Raw genomic sequence first — 21,380 nt, 5'->3', positions numbered from 1 at the left:
TGAAGTACACAGATTTTTCTCGGCTTATTTCGGTTCCATTGGCGATCTTGGCTCGCATTTGATATTGACCATCGAGCGAACGCTAATTTGTCTAAGATCGTCTAAAATATTTGTGTAGCTAGCTTTGTAGCTAATAGTATATATCTAGTATTTTTAATGTTAAGTTATTGAATTTAAATGGTAAATTAAATTACATCAAAATAATGTCGTATTGCTCCTGCGGATACACCGTTTCGACCTGCAATGAAATCGGTTTGCGGATGAAATCGCCCAGCATTGCCAGATGTTGCGACTCTTCCTCAAGAAACATGTCGACGACCACCTGCGATGCCAGAATCCGGAATTCGCGGGGATTGAATTGTTTGGCTTCGCGCAGTACTTCGCGCAGAATTTCGTAGCAAATGGTGCGGGCGGTTTTGACTTGTCCCTTGCCGTCGCAGACAGGGCATGGCTCACACAGGATATGTGCCAACGATTCGCGCGTTCGCTTGCGGGTCATCTCGACCAGGCCTAGCGCCGAAAAATCAGACACCGATTTCTTGGTGCGGTCGCGCAACAGGGCTTTGTTCAACTCGGACAATACCGCTGTCTTATGCTCGACATTTTCCATATCGATGAAGTCGAGAATGATGATGCCGCCCAGGTTGCGCAATCGGAGTTGGCGGGCGATAGCGTGCGCGGCTTCCAGATTGGTTTTGAAGATGGTGTCGTCAAAATTGCGGCCATTCACGAAGCTGCCGGTATTCACGTCGATCGTGGTCATTGCTTCGGTCTGATCGACGATCAGATAGCCGCCGGATTTGAGCGGTACGCGACGGCTCAATGCATTCAGAATTTCTTCTTCAACGCCATACAGGTCAAATAACGGTCTTTCACCGGTGTAATGTATCAAGCGCGCATTCACGGATGGCGTGTAGGCTGCGGCAAACTCTTGCAGTTTCAGAAAGTTTTCGCGCGAATCGACCTGGATACTGGCGGTTTGGTCGTCAACAAAGTCACGCAATACGCGTTGCGCCAGGCTCAAATCCTGATGCAGCAAGTGCGGCGCCGGGCGGCTCTTGGCCAGTTGCGTGATCGAGGACCAGGTTTTACGCAGGTATTCGATGTCCATTTGCAGATCGGTATCAGACGCATCTTCGGCCATGGTGCGGATGATGAAGCCGCCTTTTTCATCGGCGGGCAACAGCTGTTGTACCTTGGTACGCAACAGTTCTCGCTCGGCTTCATTCTCGATTCGCTGAGAAATGCCAATGTGGCGATCTTGCGGCAGATACACCAGCATACGACCGGCGATTGAAATCTGGGTGGAGAGACGGGCGCCTTTGGTGCCGATCGGATCTTTCACCACCTGCACCATCAGCGACTGGCCGTCGAATAACAGTTTTTCAATCGGCGTCTGTATAGGTGGCTGGCTCTCGGTCGGCACCGACCCGCGCGCTCGGGCTTCCCAGATATCCGCGACGTGCAGAAAAGCGGCGCGTTCCAGTCCGATATCGATGAATGCGGATTGCATGCCGGGTAGTACGCGTACCACTTTACCCAGATAGATATTGCCGGCAAGGCCGCGCGACAAGGTCCGTTCGATATGCAGTTCTTGCACGGCGCCCTGGAAAATCAGGGCGACGCGGGTTTCCTGAGGGGTGATGTTGACGAGTATGTCTTCGCTCATAGAATGCGGATGCCTGCCTGTTGTAGTAGTTGAGCAGTCTCAAATAGGGGTAAGCCCATGATGCCGGAATGACTGCCGTTGATGCGTTCGATGAAGACTGCTGCGCCGCCTTGAATGCCATACGCGCCTGCTTTGTCATAAGGCTCGGAAGTGGCGCAATAAGCGCGGATCATTTGGTCGCTCAGGGTTTGAAAGACGACTTCCGAGGTTTGCGTGACTTGCCAGGACTGTTCCTGGTGCATGACGACGATACTGGTCAGCACTTGATGGGTACGTCCCGACAGTTTTTGGAGCATGGCAGTTGCTTCGGCCATATCTGCCGGTTTGCCGAGTATCTCGTCGTCAATGGTGACGGTGGTATCGGCCGCCAGGATAGGTCGCACCGGCAGCCTGCGCCAATGCATGGTCTGGAACGCGTAGACAGCCTTTTCCAGGGTGACGCGCGCGACATAAGCGGCCGGGAGCTCATGTTCCAGTACTTCTTCGCTGACGTCTGGCCCGCGTGGCGCCTTCTCGCGCAATAACAGCAGTTCAAAATCGACGCCGATCTGCCGCAGCAATTCGCGTCTGCGGGGACTTTTCGATGCAAGATAGATTTTCTGACTCGAGTTTTTCATTGCTTGGGTAGTCATAGTCAGTTCTACTCAGTTAACAGGACTGACTATTGGTTGTTTTTCCAAGTTGGCCTGCGAATTCAGGTAGCCTAATCTACATCATTTTTTGCCGAACTCATACCCGATGATAAGGGTGATTCTGAGTAATTGACCAGGCCCGATAAAGCTGCTCGGCCAGTAACACCCGCACCATGCCATGCGGCAGTGTCAAACTGGAAATACGTAGCAAGGTATCCGCCTTCGCCTTGAAGGCTGGATCAAGACCATCGGCACCGCCGATGATGAAGGCGACGTCGCGGCCGTCGAGCTGCCACTGCGTTAGTTGCTGCGATAGCTGCACTGAAGTGAGGTCTTTGCCGCGCTCATCCAGGGCGACGATACGTACGCCTTTCGGCAACACTGCTTCGATCCGGCTGCGTTCGAGCGCCATTGCCGTTTCTGCGGTCTTGCTGCCGGAGCGTTCGACCGGTTTGATTTCTTTCAGGACGATGCGGCAATCCGGCGGCATGCGCTTCGCATACTCGCCGAATCCCGTCTCGATCCAGGTCGGCATTTTATGGCCGACCGCAGCGATAATGAGCTGCACGGTACGCCAGACTTACGCAGCGTCTTTAGGTTTGGCCGGCGCGCGCTTGGCAGTGGTTGGGGCTTTTCTTACGGGCGCTTTCTTCGGCGCAGTTGCGGCTTTGTGCGCAGCATTTTTGGTGGTGACGCTTTTCGATGCCGCGACCTTGATGGTCTTGCCGACGGCTTTTTTGGCGCCATCCGTTTTTACCGGTTTCTTGCGCGCAGGTGCTTTTTTCGGTGCTTCGTCGTCGGCAGCCAGTGCTTGCGATGCTGCCAGGTGGCGCGAAACCTTTTTCGGTGCGGCAGCTTCGTCGGCTTCCGATGCAGTGCGTTGGGAAACACGTTTGGCGGCGCCGAACTTGACTTCTTTTTCGCCCCAGATTTCTTCCAGACGGTAATAAGCACGAATCGCAGGTTGCATGATGTGAACCACCATGTCGCCCAGATCGACCAGCACCCATTCGCCAGTACCTTCGCCTTCGACACTGAGAATATTGCCGCCGCTTTCCTTGACCTTGTCGCGTACCGATGAGGCGAGCGCTTTGGTCTGGCGATTGGAGGTGCCCGAGGCGACCACGATGCGATCAAACAGGCTGGTCAGATGGGAGGTATCGAAGACGCGGATTTCTTGCGCTTTGACGTCTTCGAGGGCATCGATGACGAGGCCTTGCAGTTTTTTGATTTCCATTTAGTTCTTATAAAGATGGTGTTGTTCAATATAGTCCAGTACTGCCGCCGGGACCAGCGAATCTGGTCTATTGCCGGCATGCAATGCGGCGCGAATTTCTGTTGCTGATATGTCTACAAATAGATTTTCCGCCAGATAGGTCAAACCGTGCGGACTCTGGCGAATCTGCTCCGGGGTCGCTGCGCGGCGCGTAAATTCGCGCGTGACCTCGGGCGGTACCTGTGATGCATCCAGCGCAAAGCCGGGCCGGGAGGCAACTCCCAGATGCGCATAATTGAACAGTTTGTCCCAACCCTGCCAAGTATTCAGATGTTGTAACTGATCAGCGCCCATCAAAAAGACGATGGATGCGAGCGGACCCAGTTCAGCCCGTAACGATTGCAGCGTATCAATTGTATAAGTCGCTGTTTGTCGCTGGATTTCCTGCTGGTCTATTGTGACCTCAACGGTTTGTTCGCTGAAAGCACGGCGAACCATTTCGACCCGATCCATTGCGCAGGCTTCCAGACCGTGCTTTTGCCACGGATTACCTGTCGGTATGACACGTAACAGGTCGGGTGCCAGCAATGTCACAAAGTATTTTGCCAGTGCCACATGACCGTTGTGAACCGGGTCAAAGCTGCCGCCAAGTACCGCGATGCAGCGAGGTAGACTCTGAGCGGGCCGCATGTCAGACCCAATCCCGATGAATCAGGAAGTCCGAATACAGCCTGGCTTCCGCACTTCCGGCTGCGGGGTGCCAGTCGTAGCGCCACTTGACTAGCGGTGGCATTGACATCAGGATCGACTCCGTGCGCCCCCCGGATTGCAAGCCGAACAAAGTGCCGCGATCATACACTAGATTGAATTCGACATAGCGGCCACGGCGATAAGCTTGAAAATCACGTTGCTGTTCGGTGAACGGCGTGTCTTTGCGGCTCGCCAAAATCGGGATGTAGGCAGGGATGAAAGCGTTGCCGACGCTTTGCAGCATGGCGAAGCTTTGATCGAAACCGGATTGATTGAAATCGTCAAAGAATATTCCGCCGACACCGCGCGGCTCCTGGCGATGCTTGAGGTAAAAATATTCATCGCACCATTTTTTGAAGCGTGGGTACAAGGCCTGATCGGTATTTTTATCCGCATCGGTATCGAACGGTGTCAGGGCATCCCGGCAAATGCGATGAAAATGCCGGGTGTCTTCTTCCGAGCCGTAATAAGGAGTCAGATCCATTCCGCCGCCAAACCACCAGATCGGTTCCTGACCCTCAGCCGTCGCGCTAAAAAAGCGTACATTCATGTGCACCGTGGGCGCATGCGGGTTGCGCGGATGCATGACTAGCGACACGCCCATCGCTTCCCACTCGCGTCCGGCGATTTCAGGTCGATTGGCAGCAGCTGACGGCGGCAGGGTTTTCCCCATGACGTGCGAAAAACCGACGCCGCCACGTTCCAGCACATTGCCTTCTTCGATGATGCGCGAGATGCCGCCGCCGCCTTCCGCGCGCTCCCAGCTATCGGTGCCGAACGATTTTCCGTCGATCTGTTCCAGCGCCGCGACGATGCGTGCCTGCAGATCAAGCAGGTAGGATTTGACCGCAATCGCGGATGGGGTATTTGATGTCATTACGTTAGCGTACAAAGGGCGTACAAATTGCAAAAAAAATGCGCATCGGTGTGCGCATCGCAGAAATCACGGGGTAGGACGGATTGTACCTTGCCGGGGCGGTCGACGATAGCGGAATGGCATCGGGCAGTTGATTCGCTAGCCATATCGACGCCGGCCGGGTCTAAATGGCCAATACGGTACTTTTGATTTACAAAAAGACATTTTTTCAAACGGAAAAGCATCTGTTCAAAATTGATAGAACCAATGTCACGCCGAAGCAACCAAAAAGGCTTTGTGACACAGGATTTTCGCTACGTTCGAAATGACAATGGCTAACTGTGACGCTTTATTGCGCGCCAGCCGATATCGCGGCGGTATTGCGCGCCGCCGAAATGTATTGTGTCGACCACGCTGTATGCATGCTTTTGCGCGACTTTGACGCTGTCGCCCAGGCCGACCACGCATAACACGCGACCGCCGGAAGTAGTCAGTTTATCCCCGCTCAGGGTGGTGCCGGCATGAAAGGTTACGGTATCCGCCGTTTCCGGTGGGATGCCGGTAATCAGATCGTCCTTGCGCGGCGCATCCGGATAACCCGCCGCAGCCATCACGACGCCCAAGGCGGTGCGGCGATCCCATTCCAGTTCGACGGTGTCGAGAGAATTGCTGACAGCATGTTCCATTACCATCAGCAGATCGGTTTTCAGGCGCGCCATGATCGGCTGTGTTTCCGGATCGCCCATGCGGCAATTGAACTCGATGGTCTTCGGCATACCCTTGTCGTCAATCATCAGGCCGGCATACAGGAAGCCGGTGAACGGGATGCCGTCCTTGGCCATGCCTTGTACGGTCGGCGTGATGATGTCGCGCATGACGCGCGCATGGACTGCCGGCGTCACGATAGGCGCCGGTGAATAAGCGCCCATGCCGCCGGTATTCGGTCCCTGGTCATCGTCCTTCAGGCGTTTGTGATCCTGGCTGGTGGCGAGTGGCAGAATATTTTTGCCGTCGACCATGACGATGAAACTGGCTTCTTCGCCGTTCAGGAAGTCTTCGATGACCACACGTGCGCCAGCCGCGCCGAATTTGTTGTCTGCCAGCATCATGTCGACCGCCGCATGCGCTTCTTCCGGCGTCATGGCGACGACTACGCCTTTACCTGCCGCCAGGCCATCGGCCTTGATAACAATCGGCGCACCCTTGCGGTCCAGGTACTGGTGGGCGGCGTCGACATCGGTGAAGGTTTGGTAGTCAGCGGTTGGAATACGGTGACGTTGCATGAAGGCTTTGGCAAAATCCTTCGAACTTTCGAGTTGCGCCGCTTCCTTGGTCGGGCCGAAAATTTTCAGGCCGCGATCACGGAATACGTTGACGATGCCGCCCGCCAGCGGGGTTTCCGGGCCGACCACGGTTAACGCAATATGCTCTTGCTCGACAAAATCGGCCAGTGCCGAGTAGTCGGTGATGTCAATATTTTGTAGCCGCGAATCGAGCGCAGTGCCGCCATTGCCAGGGGCAAGAAAGACGGTTTGGATACGGGGCGACTGGGCGATTTTCCACGCCAGCGCATGTTCACGGCCACCAGAGCCAACTACCAGAATTTTCATAGGATGTCCGCTGATACTCATTAATTGTTGCTGATGATTTATTGCTGATCTTCGATAATGGCATTGCTGAAAACTTCCTGGACGTCGTCCAGATTTTCCAGCGCATCCAGCAGCTTTTGCATCTTGATCGCATCGTCGCCGGAAAATACCGTTTCGGTTGCAGGCTTCATGATGATTTCTGCCATTTCAGCCTTGAAGCCGGCTTTTTCAAGGGTTTGTTTGACTGCCGGAAAATCGAATGGTGCGCAGAGTACTTCGATGCCGCCTTCTTCGTCGGTAATGACGTCGTCGGCACCGGCTTCCAGCGCGGCTTCCATCAACGCATCTTCGTTGGTCCCCGGGGCAAACAACAACTGACCGCAGTGTTTGAACATGAAGGCGACCGAACCTTCGGTGCCCATGTTGCCGCCGAACTTGGAAAACGCATGGCGGACTTCAGCCACGGTGCGGATTCTGTTGTCAGTCATGCAATCCACAATGATGGCGGCGCCGTTGATGCCGTAGCCTTCATAGCGGACTTCTTCGTAATTGACGCCGTCCAGTTCGCCCGCACCACGCTGGGTCGCGCGGACCACGTTGTCCTTCGGCATATTGGCATCGCCGGCTTTGTCGATCGCCAGTCGCAGCCGTGGATTGGTGTCCGGGTCACTGCCGCCCATACGGGCTGCGACGGTGATTTCTTTGATCAAGCGGGTCCAGATTTTGCCGCGTTTGGCATCTGTGGCAGCCTTTTTATGCTTGATGTTGGCCCATTTACTGTGTCCAGCCATGATGGTTCTTTCTTGCTGTAGTTAGCTATAATCAAAGCGCAATTTTACCATTGACCTTGCCCCTGCCAAACGAATCCCTTGCTGAGACTGTAAACTCGCGCAAGGGGAGGCCAACGCGTTGCGCTCGGACAGGTATTCCCGCTTTTTTCGCATGACAAGCCGCCCTATTCGGCAATTTCAGTGCGGCCCTTTTCATCCGGCGGTAACTTCAACGACCTCTTAGATTGGCTGCCGTCAGTATGTCGGCGCGCGCCTGACTATTTTGTTAATTTACCCAGCCAAAACGCAATCCGTTCATACCATTTACAATTCCACCATGACATCAACTACGCTGCAGTCAGTCGACCGCAAGATTTTCCTCACTGGCTTGGCAATCGGGATTGTCGGTGCGGTGCTGTTTTCCGCCAAGGCGATTGTTGCCAAGCTGATTTATCGGTATGACGTTGATGCGGTGACGCTGATCATGTTTCGCATGCTGTTTTCGTTTCCGTTGTTTGCAGCGGTGGCGTTGTGGAAGGCGCGGACCGAGCTGCGTTTGTCGAATGTCGATCGGATCCGGATCGTGGTGCTTGGGTTGATTGGTTATTACCTGTCCAGCTTTCTGGATTTTCTCGGCTTGCAATACATATCTGCGGGTCTGGAGCGCTTGATTTTGTTTTTGACGCCGTCGTTTGTCTTGCTACTGTCGTTTTTCTTTTATCGGCGTCGCGTGACTTGGCTGGAGTGGGGCGCGCTGGGGCTTTCTTATTTGGGTACCGTGCTGGTGTTTTTGCATGATGTCCGGCTGGGTGGCGCCAACATCGGTCTGGGCAGCGCGCTGGTGTTGGGTGCGGCGATCAGCTATTCGTCGTATTTATTGTTGTCGGGTGAGCTGGTGAGCCGGGTTGGGGCGATGCGGCTGGTGGCGTATGCGATGTGCGTTTCTTGCGTGGCCTGCATCGTGCAATTTTTTCTGCTGCGGCCAGCGGCGGTGCTGGTCCAGCCGACAGCAGTGTATGGGTTGTCGATCGTGAATGCGGTGCTGTGTACGGTGTTGCCGGTTTTTCTGACAATGATCGCGGTGGCGCGGATAGGTCCGGCCAGTTCTGCGCAGGCTGGCATGGTGGGGCCGGTTTCCACCTTGTTTCTGGCGGCGGTAATTTTGCATGAGCCGGTCACTGGAATTCAACTGGCCGGGACTGCCCTGGTGTTGACCGGCATTTATTTGATTTCGAAAAAGAAGGCTTAGGAAAATATGGATCTGGGAATTCGTGGCAAGCAAGCGCTGGTATGCGGCGCCAGCAAGGGGTTGGGACGTGGCTGTGCTGAAGCGTTGGCGGCAGACGGCGTCAACCTGACATTGGTGGCGCGTACTGCTGACGTACTTGAACAAACCGCGCAACAACTGCGCGATGCCTATGGCGTTAACGTGATCGCGGTGGCCTGCGATATCACTACGCCGGAGGGGCGTGTCCAGGCACTGGCCGCTTGTCCGCAACCGGATATTCTGGTGACCAATGCCGGCGGTCCGCCGATGGGCGATTTTCGCGACTGGCAGCGGGACGACTGGATCAAGGCGCTGGATGCCAACATGCTGACCCCGATTGAATTGATCAAGGCCACCGTCGATGGCATGATCTCGCGTCGCTTTGGCCGCATCGTGAATATCACATCGAGTGCCGTCAAAGCACCGATTGATGTGCTCGGTTTGTCGAATGGCGCGCGCTCAGGTCTTACGGGATTCGTTGCGGGACTGGCGCGCAAGACCGTAGCGCATAACGTGACGATTAACAATCTGTTGCCGGGGGCGTTTGATACCGACCGTTTGCGTTCGATGCAAGCGGCTTCCGCCACCGCCGCCGGTACCAGCATTGAACAGGTGCAGCAGGCGCGGAGTGCGCAAATACCGGCCAAGCGTTTTGGAACTGCCGCCGAATTTGGTGCGGTGTGCGCATTCATGTGCAGTGCGCATGCCGGTTACCTGACCGGACAAAATATTTTGCTCGATGGTGGCGCCTATCCTGGCACCTTTTAAAAGAGGAATTCTCATTATTTCGAAGCGAGAAAAATGATGGTAAAAGCGATCAGGATGTACAAGACCGGTGGCCCCGAGGTGATGGAGTACGTCGACGTCGACCCCGGCGATCCGGGACCGGGTGAAGTAAGGATCCGGCACGCTGCGTGCGGATTGAATTTTATCGACGTGTATTTCCGCAGCGGTTTGTATCCGCAAGCGTTACCTGCGGGTTTGGGACAGGAGGCTGCCGGTGTGATCGAGGCAGTCGGCCCGGATGTTCAGGACTTTAAGCCGGGTGATCGCGTCGCCTATGCCGGTCGTCCGAATGGCGCCTATTCAGAAGCGCGCGTGATGCCGGCGGCGATGCTGGTCAGGTTGCCGGATACTATTTCCTTTGACACTGCTGCCGCGATGACGCTGCAAGGCTTGACGGTGCAGTATTTGTTCCGGCGGACCTTTGCGCTACAGGGTGGCGAGACCATCTTGTTTCATGCAGCGGCCGGTGGTGTCGGTCTGATCGCCGCGCAGTGGGCGCGCGCGCTTGGGGTGAAGATGATCGGCACCGTCAGCTCCGACGAAAAAGCCGCATTGGCCCTGGCTGCGGGCTGTAGCCATGTGATCAATTCGAAAACTGAAAATTTTGTTGAGCGTGTCAAGGAAATTACTGATGGTGCAGGTGTGCCGGTGGTGTTTGATTCGGTCGGCAAGGACACATTCATCGGCTCGCTGGATTGTCTGTCGCCTCTTGGCACCATGGTCAGCTTCGGCAATGCTTCCGGACCGGTACCGCCGTTCAGCCTGAACGAACTGGGCTCGCGCGGATCGCTGTTCATTACACGCCCGTCGCTGCCTAATTACATCGCCAAAAGAGCGGATCTGGATGCCGCTGCCGCCGACTTGTTCCAGATGGTCGAGAGCAAGAAAATCAAGATTGAAATCAATCAGCGTTATGCGCTGAAAGATGTGGCGCAGGCGCATATCGATCTGGAGGCGCGCAAAACTACCGGCTCCACTATCCTGATCCCCTAATTAACTGTTTAAGACTGAAGCAAAAGCCATGAGCGACCAAAATAACCGCCAAGAGATAGTCAACGAAGATAATCCGATGAATCATCCGGAAGAACAGCCGACCGGCACCGACGGCACGCCAAAATTTGGTCGACTGCTGATCGTGCTGGTGCTGATGGTGATTCTGATCGGTTTCATTACCATGGCCAGCGAGTGGCTGTATACCTGAAGAGCCGATACGAAATCTGCAGCTAGATTCCAGTACATGCAAAAAGGTTAATCGCGTCCGTTGTGACGAGTGCGATTAGCCTTTTTGTTTGCCGGACGGCAAATACGCTGTTCCGCAATTTTCCGCCAAATTCCATGAAGCATGCGCCGTTGATTGGTAGAATCGTGCTTTCCACGATTTTCCTTAAATCCACTACTTCCTATGCGCAAAGATACAGCTTCCACGCCGACCACCATTTATCGCAAGGATTACACCGCGCCCGCGTACTGGGTCGACACGGTTGATCTGGGGTTCGATCTCGATCCGGCTGCGACCCGGGTTGCCACCCGCATCGTCATGCGCCGCAATCCGGCCGGCGCCGGCAAGGAGATCGTGCTGTTCGGCGAGGAGCTGGAACTGGTGCAGCTGCGTTTGAACGGTAAGCAGCTCAAACCTGGCCAATACAAACTGGATGCAGGGTCTTTGCGGATTGCCAGCGCGCCGGCCAAAGTTGTGCTGGAAATCGAAACGCTGACGCAGCCGGAGAAAAATACTTCGCTGATGGGCTTGTACGTCTCCAATGGCAATTTTTTCACCCAATGCGAGGCTGAAGGTTTCCGCAAAATCACTTATTTCCCGGATCGCCCGGATGTGATGGCGAAGTACACTGTCATGCTGCGCGCCGACAAGAAGGCATATCCGGTACTGCTGTCGAACGGCAATCTGATCGAAGAGGGCGATCTGGGCGACGGTCGTCACTATGCAAAATGGGAGGATCCGTTCAAGAAGCCGTCCTATTTGTTCGCTCTGGTAGCCGGCAAGCTGGTTTGCCAGGAAGAAAAATACACACTCCAATCCGGTCGCGAAGTGCTGCTGCAGGTATGGGTCGAAAAAGGCAATCTGGACAAAACCCAGCACGCGATGGACTCGCTGAAAAACAGTATCCGCTGGGATGAAGAGCGTTTTGGCCTGGAGCTTGATCTGGACCGTTTCATGATCGTTGCCGTAGGCGATTTCAACATGGGCGCGATGGAGAACAAAGGCCTGAACATCTTCAATACCAAATTTGTACTGGCCAACGCGCGTCTGGCGACCGATGTTGATTACGCGAATATCGAGGCGGTAGTTGGCCACGAATATTTCCACAACTGGACCGGGAACCGGGTGACCTGCCGCGACTGGTTCCAGTTGTCGCTGAAGGAAGGCCTGACCGTTTTCCGCGATCAGGAGTTCTCGGCTGACATGGTCGGTACCGACAGCGGCCGTGCGGTCAAGCGTATCGACGATGTGCGGGTGTTGCGTCAGGCGCAATTTCCGGAAGATGCCGGCCCGATGGCGCATTCGGTGCGCCCGGATGCCTATGTGGAAATCAATAATTTCTACACCGTCACCATCTATGAAAAAGGTGCTGAGGTGGTCCGCATGTACCAGACCCTGGTAGGTCGCGACGGGTTTCGCAAAGGTATGGATCTGTACTTCAAGCGGCACGATGGACAAGCCGTTGCCTGCGATGATTTTCGTGCGGCAATGGTAGATGCCAATGGCCGCGATCTGACCCAGTTCGAACGCTGGTACAGCCAGGCAGGAACGCCAAGGGTGCAGGTCAACACGGCATACGACGCGACTAAAAAAACCTATGAAGTCAGCTTGTCGCAATCGTGCCCGCCAACACCTGGTCAGACCAAGAAACTGCCATTCCATATTCCGGTTGCAGTTGGCCTGCTCGACAGCAGCGGCCGCGATCTTTCATTGCGTTTGAAAGGTGATACCAAAGACCAGGCGGGCGCTACCACCCGAGTGCTGGAACTGACCAAAGCACAGCAGACTTTCCGCTTCGTCGATGTTGCAGAACGGCCGGTGCCATCGATCCTGCGCAATTTTTCCGCACCGGTTGTCGTCGATATCGACTACACCGACGCCGAGCTGGCATTCTTGCTGGCGCACGACAGTGATCCCTTCAACCGCTGGGAAGCCGGTCAACGTCTTGCTACCCGCAGCTTGCTGGCATTGACCGCTGCGGTAAACAGCGCCAACGAGGCCGGTAATGTCACGCCGATGGAATACGTACTGAGCAACGCCGCATCCAACAGTGATGCACTGGGTCAGGCCTTCCGTGTAACCTTGAACGACACTACGCTGGACGCGGCTTTCCGGGAGCTGGCCATCACCTTGCCATCGGAAACCGTGCTGGCCGAACAAACCGAAGTCATCGATCCGCAAGCCATTCACGCCGCGCGTCAGTTCTTGCGTAGCAATCTGGCGCAGGCCCTGAAGACCGATTTGTTAGCCGCTTATCACGCCAATCAAACTCCCGACGTCTATAGTCCCGACGCTATTTCCGCTGGCAAGCGTGCGCTGAAAAATGTCGCGCTGTCGTATCTGATCGAAGGCGACGATGCGGCGGCGCACGGGTTGGCGCAGCAGCAGTACGACGACGCCAATAACATGACGGATCGCTTCGCCGCATTGGTCGCGCTGACGAATAGCAGCGCACCGGGAACAGCCGCCGCGCTGGCGCAGTTTTACCAGGATTTTGAGCAGGAAGCATTGGTCATCGACAAGTGGTTCGCGTTGCAGGCGATGGCGCGCACTACCGATGTCAACGCGGTCCGTGCCTTGCTGGAACATCCCGCCTTCACGCTAAAAAATCCAAACCGTGCACGCAGCCTGATTTTCAGTTTCTGCAGTGGCAATCCAGCCAATTTCCACGCCACAGACGGCAGTGGCTATGCCTTCTGGGCCGATCAAGTGATCGCGCTCGACGGCGTCAATCCACAAGTCGCTGCACGCCTGGCGCGTAACCTGGATCGCTGGCGTAAATACGCTCCCGCATTGCAGGAAAAAATGCGCAGTGCGTTGCAGCGCGTAGTGGCCGCCCCGAATTTGTCCAAAGATGTGCTGGAAGTCATTTCCAAAGCACTCGCTAATTGAATTTCAAGGAAAGAACATCATGAAACGCGTCAGTCTCACCCAACATCTGATCGAACAACAACGTCTGAACAACAGCATTCCTTCCGAACTGCGTCTGCTGATCGAAGTCGTTGGCCGTGCCTGTAAAACCATTAGTCACGCAGTTGCCAAAGGTGCGCTCGGCGAAGTACTGGGCAGTGCCGATAGCGAAAACGTTCAAGGCGAAGTGCAAAAGAAACTGGATATCATTTCCAATGAAATCCTGCTCGAAGCGAACGAGTGGGGCGGCCATCTGGCAGCGATGGCATCCGAAGAAATGGAAACCATCCACCCGATTCCGAATCGCTACCCGCAGGGCGAATACCTGTTGCTGTTTGATCCACTCGACGGCTCCAGCAACATCGACGTCAATGTCTCCATCGGTACTATCTTCTCGGTCCTGAAAGCACCGGACGGCATGATCACACCGTCCGAACAGGATTTCATGCAATCCGGCCGCCAGCAAGTCGCCGCCGGCTATGCGGTGTACGGCCCGCAAACCATGCTGGTGCTGACCACTGGCAATGGCGTGCACTGCTTCACGCTGGATCGGGAAATGGGTGCATGGGTATTGACCCAACGCGACATCCAGATCCCGGCCGAGACCAAGGAGTTCGCCATCAATGCGTCCAACACGCGCCACTGGTATCCACCGGTGACGCGCTACGTCAATGAAATGCTGGCAGGCACCAGCGGCCCGTTGAAAAAAGATTTCAACATGCGCTGGATCGCGTCCATGGTCGCGGATGTCCACCGAATTCTCAACCGTGGCGGCATCTTCATGTATCCAGCCGATTCACGCGATACCAGCATGCCGGGAAAATTGCGCCTGATGTACGAAGCCAATCCGATGGCGATGATAGTGGAACAGGCGGGTGGCGCAGCGACCGATGGCAAGCAGGCGATTCTGGATATTGAGCCGCAGAAATTGCATCAGCGCGTGCCTGTGTTCCTGGGATCGAAGACTGAGGTGGAACGGGTTACTGCCTATCATCAGGAGTGATGTTTTGTGGTGGGAGAGCTTTTCTGAGCGATGCGTTGCCGGGTGTCGCGGCTCTCCATCTATCCTGCGGCGGGACGTGAACGGCATCACTACATAGCTGGTTCACGAAACGCAGCTTTGTCCGCTGCCTGTGCCGGACGTAACCGGCACGGTGTCTCAGCCGATATTCCTCCGCTACTCAAAATAAAATTCCGCTGTTTGTCATCATGCTTTGTGTATCTTGCCGAGCCTAGGTACATGCTCGCGGTGGGCGTCAAAAGTCAACAAGTCTCACAGCGCTTTCCTGTGCAGGGCGGGAGGTAACGATGAATGGGATTTCTTCCTACCAAGACCATAGGAGAATTAATTCTGCCAAGAATTTTCTTACAGAAATTTATGATTGCAAATCATTCTCATTTGGAATTATAGTTTGGCGTTCTTGGCTCATTTCTGAAATTTTGGACCGCCTGGAGGTTCGGTGGGCCGCTCCGATAGACAAGTTCCCTGGCGGAACAACAGCAAGGATACGCAATAAATGATAAAAAATAATTTTGCCGCAACCTTTGAACAAGCGTCGGGTAGTCGGCGAGGACCAATGATTTTATTCAGAAAGATTCACGCATTGGCCGGGCTGGCGCTGCTGCTGCTATTGCAGTCAGCTTTCGCGGCCCATCCCCTTGTCACCGACGATACCGGTACGCAGGACGTTGGCAATCAGCAGTTGGAAGCAAACACCGACTGGTCCCGGCAAAAGGGCGTTGCCAGCCACGTAGCGGATTTTGCTTACACTTATGGCCTGCTTGCGAACGTCGATGTTTTTGGCGAGCTACCGGTCACAGCATCGTCGCCGCACGGCGTAAATGATGCCTCACTTGGTGTCAAATGGCGCTTTTATGAAAGTGGTCCAAGCAGCTTCGCTATCAAACCGGTGCTGGTGCTGCCTACCGGTAATCAAAACGAGGGTTTGGGCACAGGTCGCAGCAGTATGGCACTGACCCTGATTGGGACTTATGATGCTGAGTCATGGGCGCTTTACGGGAATCTCGGCGTCGACGTCAAGCGCTATGCATTGGCAGAAGACCGGGAAGAGAACAGGGGCACTCTGTGGCGCGCATCTGCTGCCGTTGCATATCACCTGAATCAGCAATGGCGAGCGGTTGCCGACATCGGGATTGCCCGCAACCCTGATGTCGCCAGCACCGTCAATCCAGCCTATGTATTGACCGGCGTCATCTACTCGCCGAATAAAAATGTCGACCTGGATGCTGGTGTCAAGTTTGGATTGAATAGTGCCGAGGTAGATCATCAGGCGGGTGTTGGAGTGACGTGGCATTTTTGAGTTTTGTGACAAATATGTTGGAGCCTAACCATCAATCGAGAATAAAAAGCCCGCATCAATGCGGGCTTTTTTGCAGATCGCTTCTGGCGCGAATGCAATACTGCAATGGCATTACGCAGAGTTGCCCTGCGATGGCCGTATGCCTTTACGATATTCAGTGGGCGAGGGCCACATCTGTTCGCGGAATAATTTGGCTACATGTGCGCCGCTGAACAGGCCGCAGCGCCGCGCTATTTTGTCGACCGGCAAATCGGTCTCGGACAGCTGCCGGCGAACCGCCTCCAGTCGCAGGTTCAGCAGGAAGTCGTGCGGTGTTTGCCCGGTCTCGCGCTTGAACTGGCGCACAAAGTTGCGCTCACTCATGAAAACGAAATTGGCCGCATCGGTCACTGAAACCGGATCTCTGAAATGTTCCGCGAACCAGAGCGACGCCTTGCGAATTTTACTTGTGATGACGGACTCGGCAGGAGACGCAGGACCGATTGCCGGTGAGGTGTCGCGACGTCGCTGGCAGACCACCAGATTTTGTGCGACACGTTGCGCCACTGCAGGACCCAGGTCATTTTCCAACAGACGCAAAGCCAGATCGGTCGCCATGCCTGCATCGCACGACGTAAAAATGTCGTCGTCTTCGGCGATTTGCGCTTCTCTATCGATGTTGATTTCCGGAAATTCACGTGACAGTTTGTCGATCAGCGCCCAGTGGGTAGTGGCGCGCCGATTATTCAGAAAGCCAGCGGCGCCGATGACGAATACGCCAGTACAGATAGCGCCGATGCGGCGGACATCGCGGCGCTTCTTTTGCAGCCATTCGATAAGAACGGGATCGCGATACGCGTCGAAGTTGCCGGTGCCGCTGGCAATGAGCAGCGTATCAAACTGATAGTCATCAAATTGGGTAAGCGGTGCCGTCAAAATCTGCAGCGCGGCGGAGGACATGATCACGCCGCCCGAAATCGACATGATTGACACCTGATAACGCGTGGTTCCCGGGAAAACAGTTGAGATGAGTTTGTCGCCTACCCCAAATACATCGGCTGCGCCAACCACATCGGCGAGTATCACACCATCGAAAACCATAATGCCGATATGCTTGATTGCGCAACTGTCGGCCGTCGCATCAAGTCTGTCTGAGCACCCGATATCCATGAAGCTCCCCTAAGACAAGTATTCTATTTGACATTGCCTGATAGCAATTTATCATTAATAAATCAACATCTTTCATGCTGCTACTAATCTACGGTCACTCATTGACCTATATCAAAAATAGGCGAAAAAAAATCTAAAAAATTCCCCCATGCGCGCTGAATCTGTCAGCGATTTTTTTATTCATAGCCCGAATTCAGTAAAAGTTTCCACATGAAATTAATGTTCCTTTGAATTACTTACGCTGGAAAATTGTTATCAGCCGTGATGACCTTGCGCATGTTGCTGTTCTCTTGCTCCTCGTTCGAGATCCGGCCTGGGGCGTACGTCGTCGACCAGGCACGCAATCGATTAGTGATGGATGTGTTTGTCCTCCAGGGCTTCTTCGAGACGGGAGTTTTCAAGCGTCAACTCGGCGACAATTTGTTTCAGCTTGGCATTTTCTTCCTGTAAACATTTCATACGTTGTGGATTCTCCTGAAGGCCACCGTACTGCTTTTTCCAGCTCTGGAAGGTCCGTTCGGTAATCCCGGCTTGTCGAATTACGTCAGCTACCGGCATACCAAGCTCCTCCTGTTTCAGAGCTGCAGCAATCCGATCGCGGGAAAGTGGCGTCCGCTTCATGGCATGTCCTCGTGCTTTAGTTATTTTTGGTCACAGCTATGGTTAGACTGCGATTATTTCGATGCAGTTTCCTCCGATAGTGGCGCCAGACCAAGGCGACGACGCACGTACGGATCGCGGACCTCGGCGCTATCGGGCTCACTTACACTACTGACTCTGACGTTACCAGGAGCACTTGCGGTGTTGCCGGCACTCTTCTGCACGACCGTATTGGTTGCCACTGCGGGTCTGACCATGCCTGGGCAATCGTGTCCTGTAGCCTCAACCGCTTTCCGATTTGCATCGCTTTGGCAAAGTAGCGCCAGAGCGACGTCATTGAGGCCCATGGCGCGAAATTCGCGGGCGTCGAGTCTGCGTACGCACGCCTGATCCACCATAGTTGAAGCGCCGGTCGCACCAAAGCCGGTAAATGACAAGCCAAATGATACTGAGCCCATGCAAGTGTCGGACAAGGTGGTGGTCAGTGACGGTGCGGTAACCGGCGGTGCGGTCTTTACCGAATAACTGCCGCTGTATTCAACGGTCCCTTTGGTGTTGTACGCGCTGCTGCCAGGGTCGCCAACGGCTGCAGGCGTTGCGGCAGCTGACGCTGCCGTACCCGTACCAGATGTTCCGGATGCTGCTGGGGTAGGCAGGGATACGGAAACGCTCACTGTTGAATTGTTGCCATTGGCGCTGGTACCTGAAACTGAGTTGGTTGCAGTTCCACCGGTAGCCGCGCCACCTGAAGCAGATCCGCCACTCCCGCCGGCGCCGCCATTTGCAGTTGCTGCTGATGAGGATGTTGGCGTTGTCTGGGCGGCGGCCAACACTGGTACTATAAATATCGAGGCTACCAGGATACCTAGAAGTTTGTGTTTCATGGCTTCTCCGTTATTTTTTGCTTTGCAAAGGAGAGGGAAAGTTTCCTCTCCCCCCATTCCCTTTGCGTAGCAGTCCCGTGTCGGTTAGTGGTTGCCTGCGCCGGAAGTTGCAGTTGCAGCTGCATTGCCGCCGTTGCCACCGGCACCGCCAGATGCCGGGCCACTAGTGGGGCTTCCACCATACACAATGGACAGTGCCGCACCACCCGTATTGGTGTTCCCGCTAACGGAGCTGTCTGCACTGCCAGTGCTGGATACCACAGTTCCGCCGATCGCAAATGAATTGCCATTTTGGGATTGGCTGTCGCCGGTGGTAGTGGAGTTGGCGCTACCGCCACTGGCCACGCCGCCAACGGCAGTGCCGCCACCGCCTGAGCCGCCACTGGTATTCCCGTTTGCGCCGCTGGAACTTGCAGTTGGGACAGCCGTTGCGCTAAGTGATGAGAAAGAAGCACCAGCGCCAAGGTTGGCACTGGCGGACGCTGCGCCAGTGCTTGCCGTCAGTGCAGCTGTATAGGTATTGCCGACAGCGGAGCCGCCGGTACCGCCGGTAGCACTAGTGGCGCCGACAGCAGCAGCGCCACCGACAGCGCCAGCGCCGGTGGTAGCTCCAGCGCTGGTTGAACCACCCGTTGATGTGGTCGCGCCGCCGCCGGTCCAGTTGCCGCCAGTGTTAGCGATGCCGCTGGCATTGACTTGAGTTGCCGCACCGGCAGTCACGGCCCCACCGGTTGCGGCGCCACCGGTTGCAGCACCGCTGGCAGCAGATCCACCAGCCCCACCAGCCCCGGCAGTTGCAATTGCACTTGCGGCGCTAGTGGGGATGCTGGTAATGGTGCTGGTAACGGTGCTGGTGGCGTTGCTGTTGCTGGCGGCGCTGGTGTTGATTGGTCCCCAGGCGTATGCCGTGACGACAAACAGTGACGCTATGGATGCGGCAATAATTTGCTTTTTCATTTTTGCTTCTCCTGTGTGTGTGGGCGTCATTCACCTGAACGTCTTGTCTATATACGCCCCGATTAACAGACAAGATTTGATAGAAAAAGCTGTACAGATATACGAAGGATGCGCGACAGCAAGCCACATCACCATCGTTTTCTGGCAGCAAATCTTCACCGCACAAAAACCGTCTGCTTAATTTTTTTTGGTAGTGCAAACACGTATGTCGCGTTCCGACGCATCAGAGCCGAATATGCCGGCAGATCAAATCGAGTCGGTTCATGCGACGATGAGAGAGATTTACGTTGCGATGTCTTGATCATAGAATTGTTGGCAACAGTGTTTACGACAAAACCTTGTCGAATACGGACAGCCAAGATGGCGGCTTTGGATCAATTTCCATGCGGCATTGAGATGTGGCGAGCCGCCAGCTGCTGACATCCACAGAACGTTATCCGGGTATCGGAGGGACGTTCAGTCTCTTGATCGCTGTGGAATAGGTTTTTTGGGGTACGAAGCAGGCTGTTATGTTTGTCGAACAGCGCCAGAAGGCGAGCGTTTATTTGCGCTGGGACTGGTGCGGTTGGGGCAGGATCTCACCCGCCGGATGTTGGTGGCGCAGTAAGGCGCATATTATTTCGCTTGGAATTTGATGTTAATGCTGCGCATCTCACAGCGCGTAAGTCCCGCTCCACTGCGCATCAGTCGCGCCACAGATACAAAGCGGCACACAAGCCGGCGCCGATCAGGTACAGCCACCAGAGCTGCGTCACGAAATACGGGTAAGCCATTAAGGCGACGCCGATGACCAGCGGCCGCCAGAGCACCTGCTTTTTGCCGTACATGAAGGCGGCCAGGCCGATGATGCCAAACAACATGGACGCGAACAAGTAGGCGGGGGCGGGCATGGATTCCAATCGATCACGGTCGCAACGGCGCGTGCACGCGGTTAGCGCCCGATTGTAGCGACTTTCCGACTGGCAAGGGCGGACGTTCGGGTTATCCGATACTCGGCAAACGCTGCATTTACGTTACTGCAGAATGAAAAACGACTCGTACGCATGGGCGTCCGAGTCGTCAAATTAAAAGCTGCTGAATGCGCTGCCGCTTTTTCAGGTCAGGAACTTTGCTATGCGCGCTTGATAAGTCGCAAGATGACCAGCAGGACTATAGCGCCTATGGTCGCAGTGACTATCGACGCGATCATGCCGCCACTGACACCGATGCCGAGGATGCCGGCCAGCCAGCCACCGATAAATGCGCCGACGATACCGACGATGATATCGACCAGAACGCCAAAGCCGCCGCCTTTCACCAATACGCCGGCGAGCCAGCCTGCAATGGCACCGATAAGCAGCCAGGCGAGAATTCCATGTTGCATGGTATTTCCTTTCATAGTGGCGATGCCCATTCATTCAGCGTCAAGCAACGACGAGGCCGAGCGCATCTTTGCGCATCATGCCACGCGCCGACGTTTTTGCTAAAACATTTTTTAAAACCGGAAAAACGGCGGATTGGTAGCGCTATGCTTCACCAATTGGCGCACTGCCCGATAAACACCCATCACAAGCGATTGTCAATCAGCTGCTGGCCGCGCTTGGCGCCTTCCTGAACGATTTCTTCAAGTGTGCCTACGATGGTGTCCTGGTCCGCCCACTCGATGCCGCTTTCCAGGTTTACCGTGATCGACCAGCCGGTGGTATTGGGATGTGGATAGATATAAATTTGCTGGCCCTTGTATTCTTTAACGATGGTCGTGTTCATGATTTGCTTGTACCTGTCTCTATGGTGGGGAACAGCATAGACGGAAATCGGCAATCCGG

General features: G+C 55.0%; 22 protein-coding genes. 7 read left to right on the top strand and 15 right to left on the bottom strand.

Annotated elements, in window-relative coordinates:
* Positions 1-190: 190 nt before the first annotated feature.
* The 8 genes from rng to AC3CHX_RS22790 form a co-directional block, all read right to left on the bottom strand.
* Positions 191-1,669: a ribonuclease G gene (rng, locus tag AC3CHX_RS22825; RefSeq protein WP_488630269.1), complete on the bottom strand. Its 1,479-nt coding sequence runs from the start codon at positions 1,667-1,669 to the stop codon at positions 191-193.
* Complete coding sequence (locus tag AC3CHX_RS22820) at positions 1,666-2,286, bottom strand: Maf family protein (RefSeq protein ID WP_488644903.1); 621 nt, start codon at positions 2,284-2,286, stop codon at positions 1,666-1,668. The genes rng and AC3CHX_RS22820 overlap by 4 nt, the downstream gene beginning before the upstream one ends.
* A 112-nt stretch (positions 2,287-2,398) precedes the next feature.
* On the bottom strand, positions 2,399-2,869 hold the full coding sequence (gene rlmH / locus AC3CHX_RS22815) for a 23S rRNA (pseudouridine(1915)-N(3))-methyltransferase RlmH (protein ID WP_488630268.1): 471 nt from the start codon (positions 2,867-2,869) through the stop codon (positions 2,399-2,401).
* A gap of 12 nt (positions 2,870-2,881) precedes the next feature.
* A complete protein-coding gene (gene rsfS / locus AC3CHX_RS22810) occupies positions 2,882-3,538 on the bottom strand; it encodes a ribosome silencing factor (protein WP_488630267.1) in 657 nt (218 codons plus the stop codon).
* Positions 3,539-4,207: a nicotinate-nucleotide adenylyltransferase gene (locus AC3CHX_RS22805; protein WP_488630266.1), complete on the bottom strand. Its 669-nt coding sequence runs from the start codon at positions 4,205-4,207 to the stop codon at positions 3,539-3,541. It abuts the gene before it with no gap.
* Position 4,208: 1 nt separating this feature from the next.
* On the bottom strand, positions 4,209-5,144 hold the full coding sequence (gene hemF / locus AC3CHX_RS22800; protein ID WP_488630265.1) for an oxygen-dependent coproporphyrinogen oxidase: 936 nt from the start codon (positions 5,142-5,144) through the stop codon (positions 4,209-4,211).
* Positions 5,145-5,458: 314 nt separating this feature from the next.
* Positions 5,459-6,733 (bottom strand): phosphoribosylamine--glycine ligase, encoded by a 1,275-nt coding sequence (gene purD / locus AC3CHX_RS22795; RefSeq protein ID WP_488630264.1) that lies wholly within the window; start codon positions 6,731-6,733, stop codon positions 5,459-5,461.
* A 38-nt stretch (positions 6,734-6,771) separates the two neighbouring features.
* The gene (locus AC3CHX_RS22790) at positions 6,772-7,503 is read right to left on the bottom strand and encodes a YebC/PmpR family DNA-binding transcriptional regulator (protein WP_488630263.1); all 732 of its coding nucleotides are present in this window, start codon (positions 7,501-7,503) and stop codon (positions 6,772-6,774) included.
* 316 nt (positions 7,504-7,819) lie between these two features.
* Between AC3CHX_RS22790 and AC3CHX_RS22785 the strand changes: the two genes are divergently transcribed.
* The 7 genes from AC3CHX_RS22785 to AC3CHX_RS22755 all read left to right on the top strand — a co-directional run bounded on the left by AC3CHX_RS22785 (position 7,820) and on the right by AC3CHX_RS22755 (position 15,985).
* Positions 7,820-8,731: a DMT family transporter gene (locus AC3CHX_RS22785; RefSeq protein WP_488630262.1), complete on the top strand. Its 912-nt coding sequence runs from the start codon at positions 7,820-7,822 to the stop codon at positions 8,729-8,731.
* A 6-nt stretch (positions 8,732-8,737) separates the two neighbouring features.
* A complete protein-coding gene (locus AC3CHX_RS22780) occupies positions 8,738-9,517 on the top strand; it encodes an SDR family oxidoreductase (RefSeq protein WP_488630261.1) in 780 nt (259 codons plus the stop codon).
* Positions 9,518-9,553: 36 nt separating this feature from the next.
* Positions 9,554-10,528 (top strand): quinone oxidoreductase family protein, encoded by a 975-nt coding sequence (locus AC3CHX_RS22775; protein ID WP_488644902.1) that lies wholly within the window; start codon positions 9,554-9,556, stop codon positions 10,526-10,528.
* Positions 10,529-10,556: 28 nt separating this feature from the next.
* A complete protein-coding gene (locus AC3CHX_RS22770; protein ID WP_488630260.1) occupies positions 10,557-10,736 on the top strand; it encodes a hypothetical protein in 180 nt (59 codons plus the stop codon).
* A 201-nt stretch (positions 10,737-10,937) separates the two neighbouring features.
* On the top strand, positions 10,938-13,646 hold the full coding sequence (pepN, locus tag AC3CHX_RS22765; protein WP_488630259.1) for an aminopeptidase N: 2,709 nt from the start codon (positions 10,938-10,940) through the stop codon (positions 13,644-13,646).
* A gap of 19 nt (positions 13,647-13,665) precedes the next feature.
* Complete coding sequence (locus AC3CHX_RS22760) at positions 13,666-14,667, top strand: class 1 fructose-bisphosphatase (protein WP_488630258.1); 1,002 nt, start codon at positions 13,666-13,668, stop codon at positions 14,665-14,667.
* Between the two features lie 574 nt (positions 14,668-15,241).
* Positions 15,242-15,985 (top strand): transporter, encoded by a 744-nt coding sequence (locus AC3CHX_RS22755; protein WP_488630257.1) that lies wholly within the window; start codon positions 15,242-15,244, stop codon positions 15,983-15,985.
* A gap of 111 nt (positions 15,986-16,096) precedes the next feature.
* Here AC3CHX_RS22755 and AC3CHX_RS22750 read toward each other — a convergent pair whose 3' ends face one another.
* The 7 genes from AC3CHX_RS22750 to AC3CHX_RS22720 all read right to left on the bottom strand — a co-directional run bounded on the left by AC3CHX_RS22750 (position 16,097) and on the right by AC3CHX_RS22720 (position 21,321).
* Positions 16,097-17,134 carry a GlxA family transcriptional regulator gene (locus tag AC3CHX_RS22750; protein WP_488630256.1) on the bottom strand — a complete coding sequence of 346 codons (1,038 nt, stop codon included), beginning with the start codon at positions 17,132-17,134 and terminating at the stop codon, positions 16,097-16,099.
* Between the two features lie 348 nt (positions 17,135-17,482).
* Positions 17,483-17,755: a transposase gene (locus tag AC3CHX_RS22745; RefSeq protein ID WP_488630255.1), complete on the bottom strand. Its 273-nt coding sequence runs from the start codon at positions 17,753-17,755 to the stop codon at positions 17,483-17,485.
* 53 nt (positions 17,756-17,808) lie between these two features.
* Positions 17,809-18,618, bottom strand: coding sequence for a histidine kinase (locus AC3CHX_RS22740; RefSeq protein ID WP_488630254.1), 810 nt, complete (start codon positions 18,616-18,618; stop codon positions 17,809-17,811).
* A gap of 84 nt (positions 18,619-18,702) precedes the next feature.
* Entirely contained in the window at positions 18,703-19,575 is an 873-nt protein-coding gene (locus AC3CHX_RS22735) for a hypothetical protein (protein WP_488630253.1), read from the bottom strand.
* A 683-nt stretch (positions 19,576-20,258) separates the two neighbouring features.
* Entirely contained in the window at positions 20,259-20,465 is a 207-nt protein-coding gene (locus AC3CHX_RS22730) for a hypothetical protein (RefSeq protein WP_488630252.1), read from the bottom strand.
* Positions 20,466-20,686: 221 nt separating this feature from the next.
* Entirely contained in the window at positions 20,687-20,938 is a 252-nt protein-coding gene (locus AC3CHX_RS22725) for a GlsB/YeaQ/YmgE family stress response membrane protein (protein WP_488630251.1), read from the bottom strand.
* A 182-nt stretch (positions 20,939-21,120) separates the two neighbouring features.
* Positions 21,121-21,321: a hypothetical protein gene (locus AC3CHX_RS22720; protein WP_488630250.1), complete on the bottom strand. Its 201-nt coding sequence runs from the start codon at positions 21,319-21,321 to the stop codon at positions 21,121-21,123.
* Positions 21,322-21,380 lie beyond the last annotated feature (59 nt).

It is taken from the genome of Glaciimonas sp. OK215, assembly GCF_057787885.1.
This window is presented reverse-complemented; position numbering and strand designations above follow the sequence as displayed.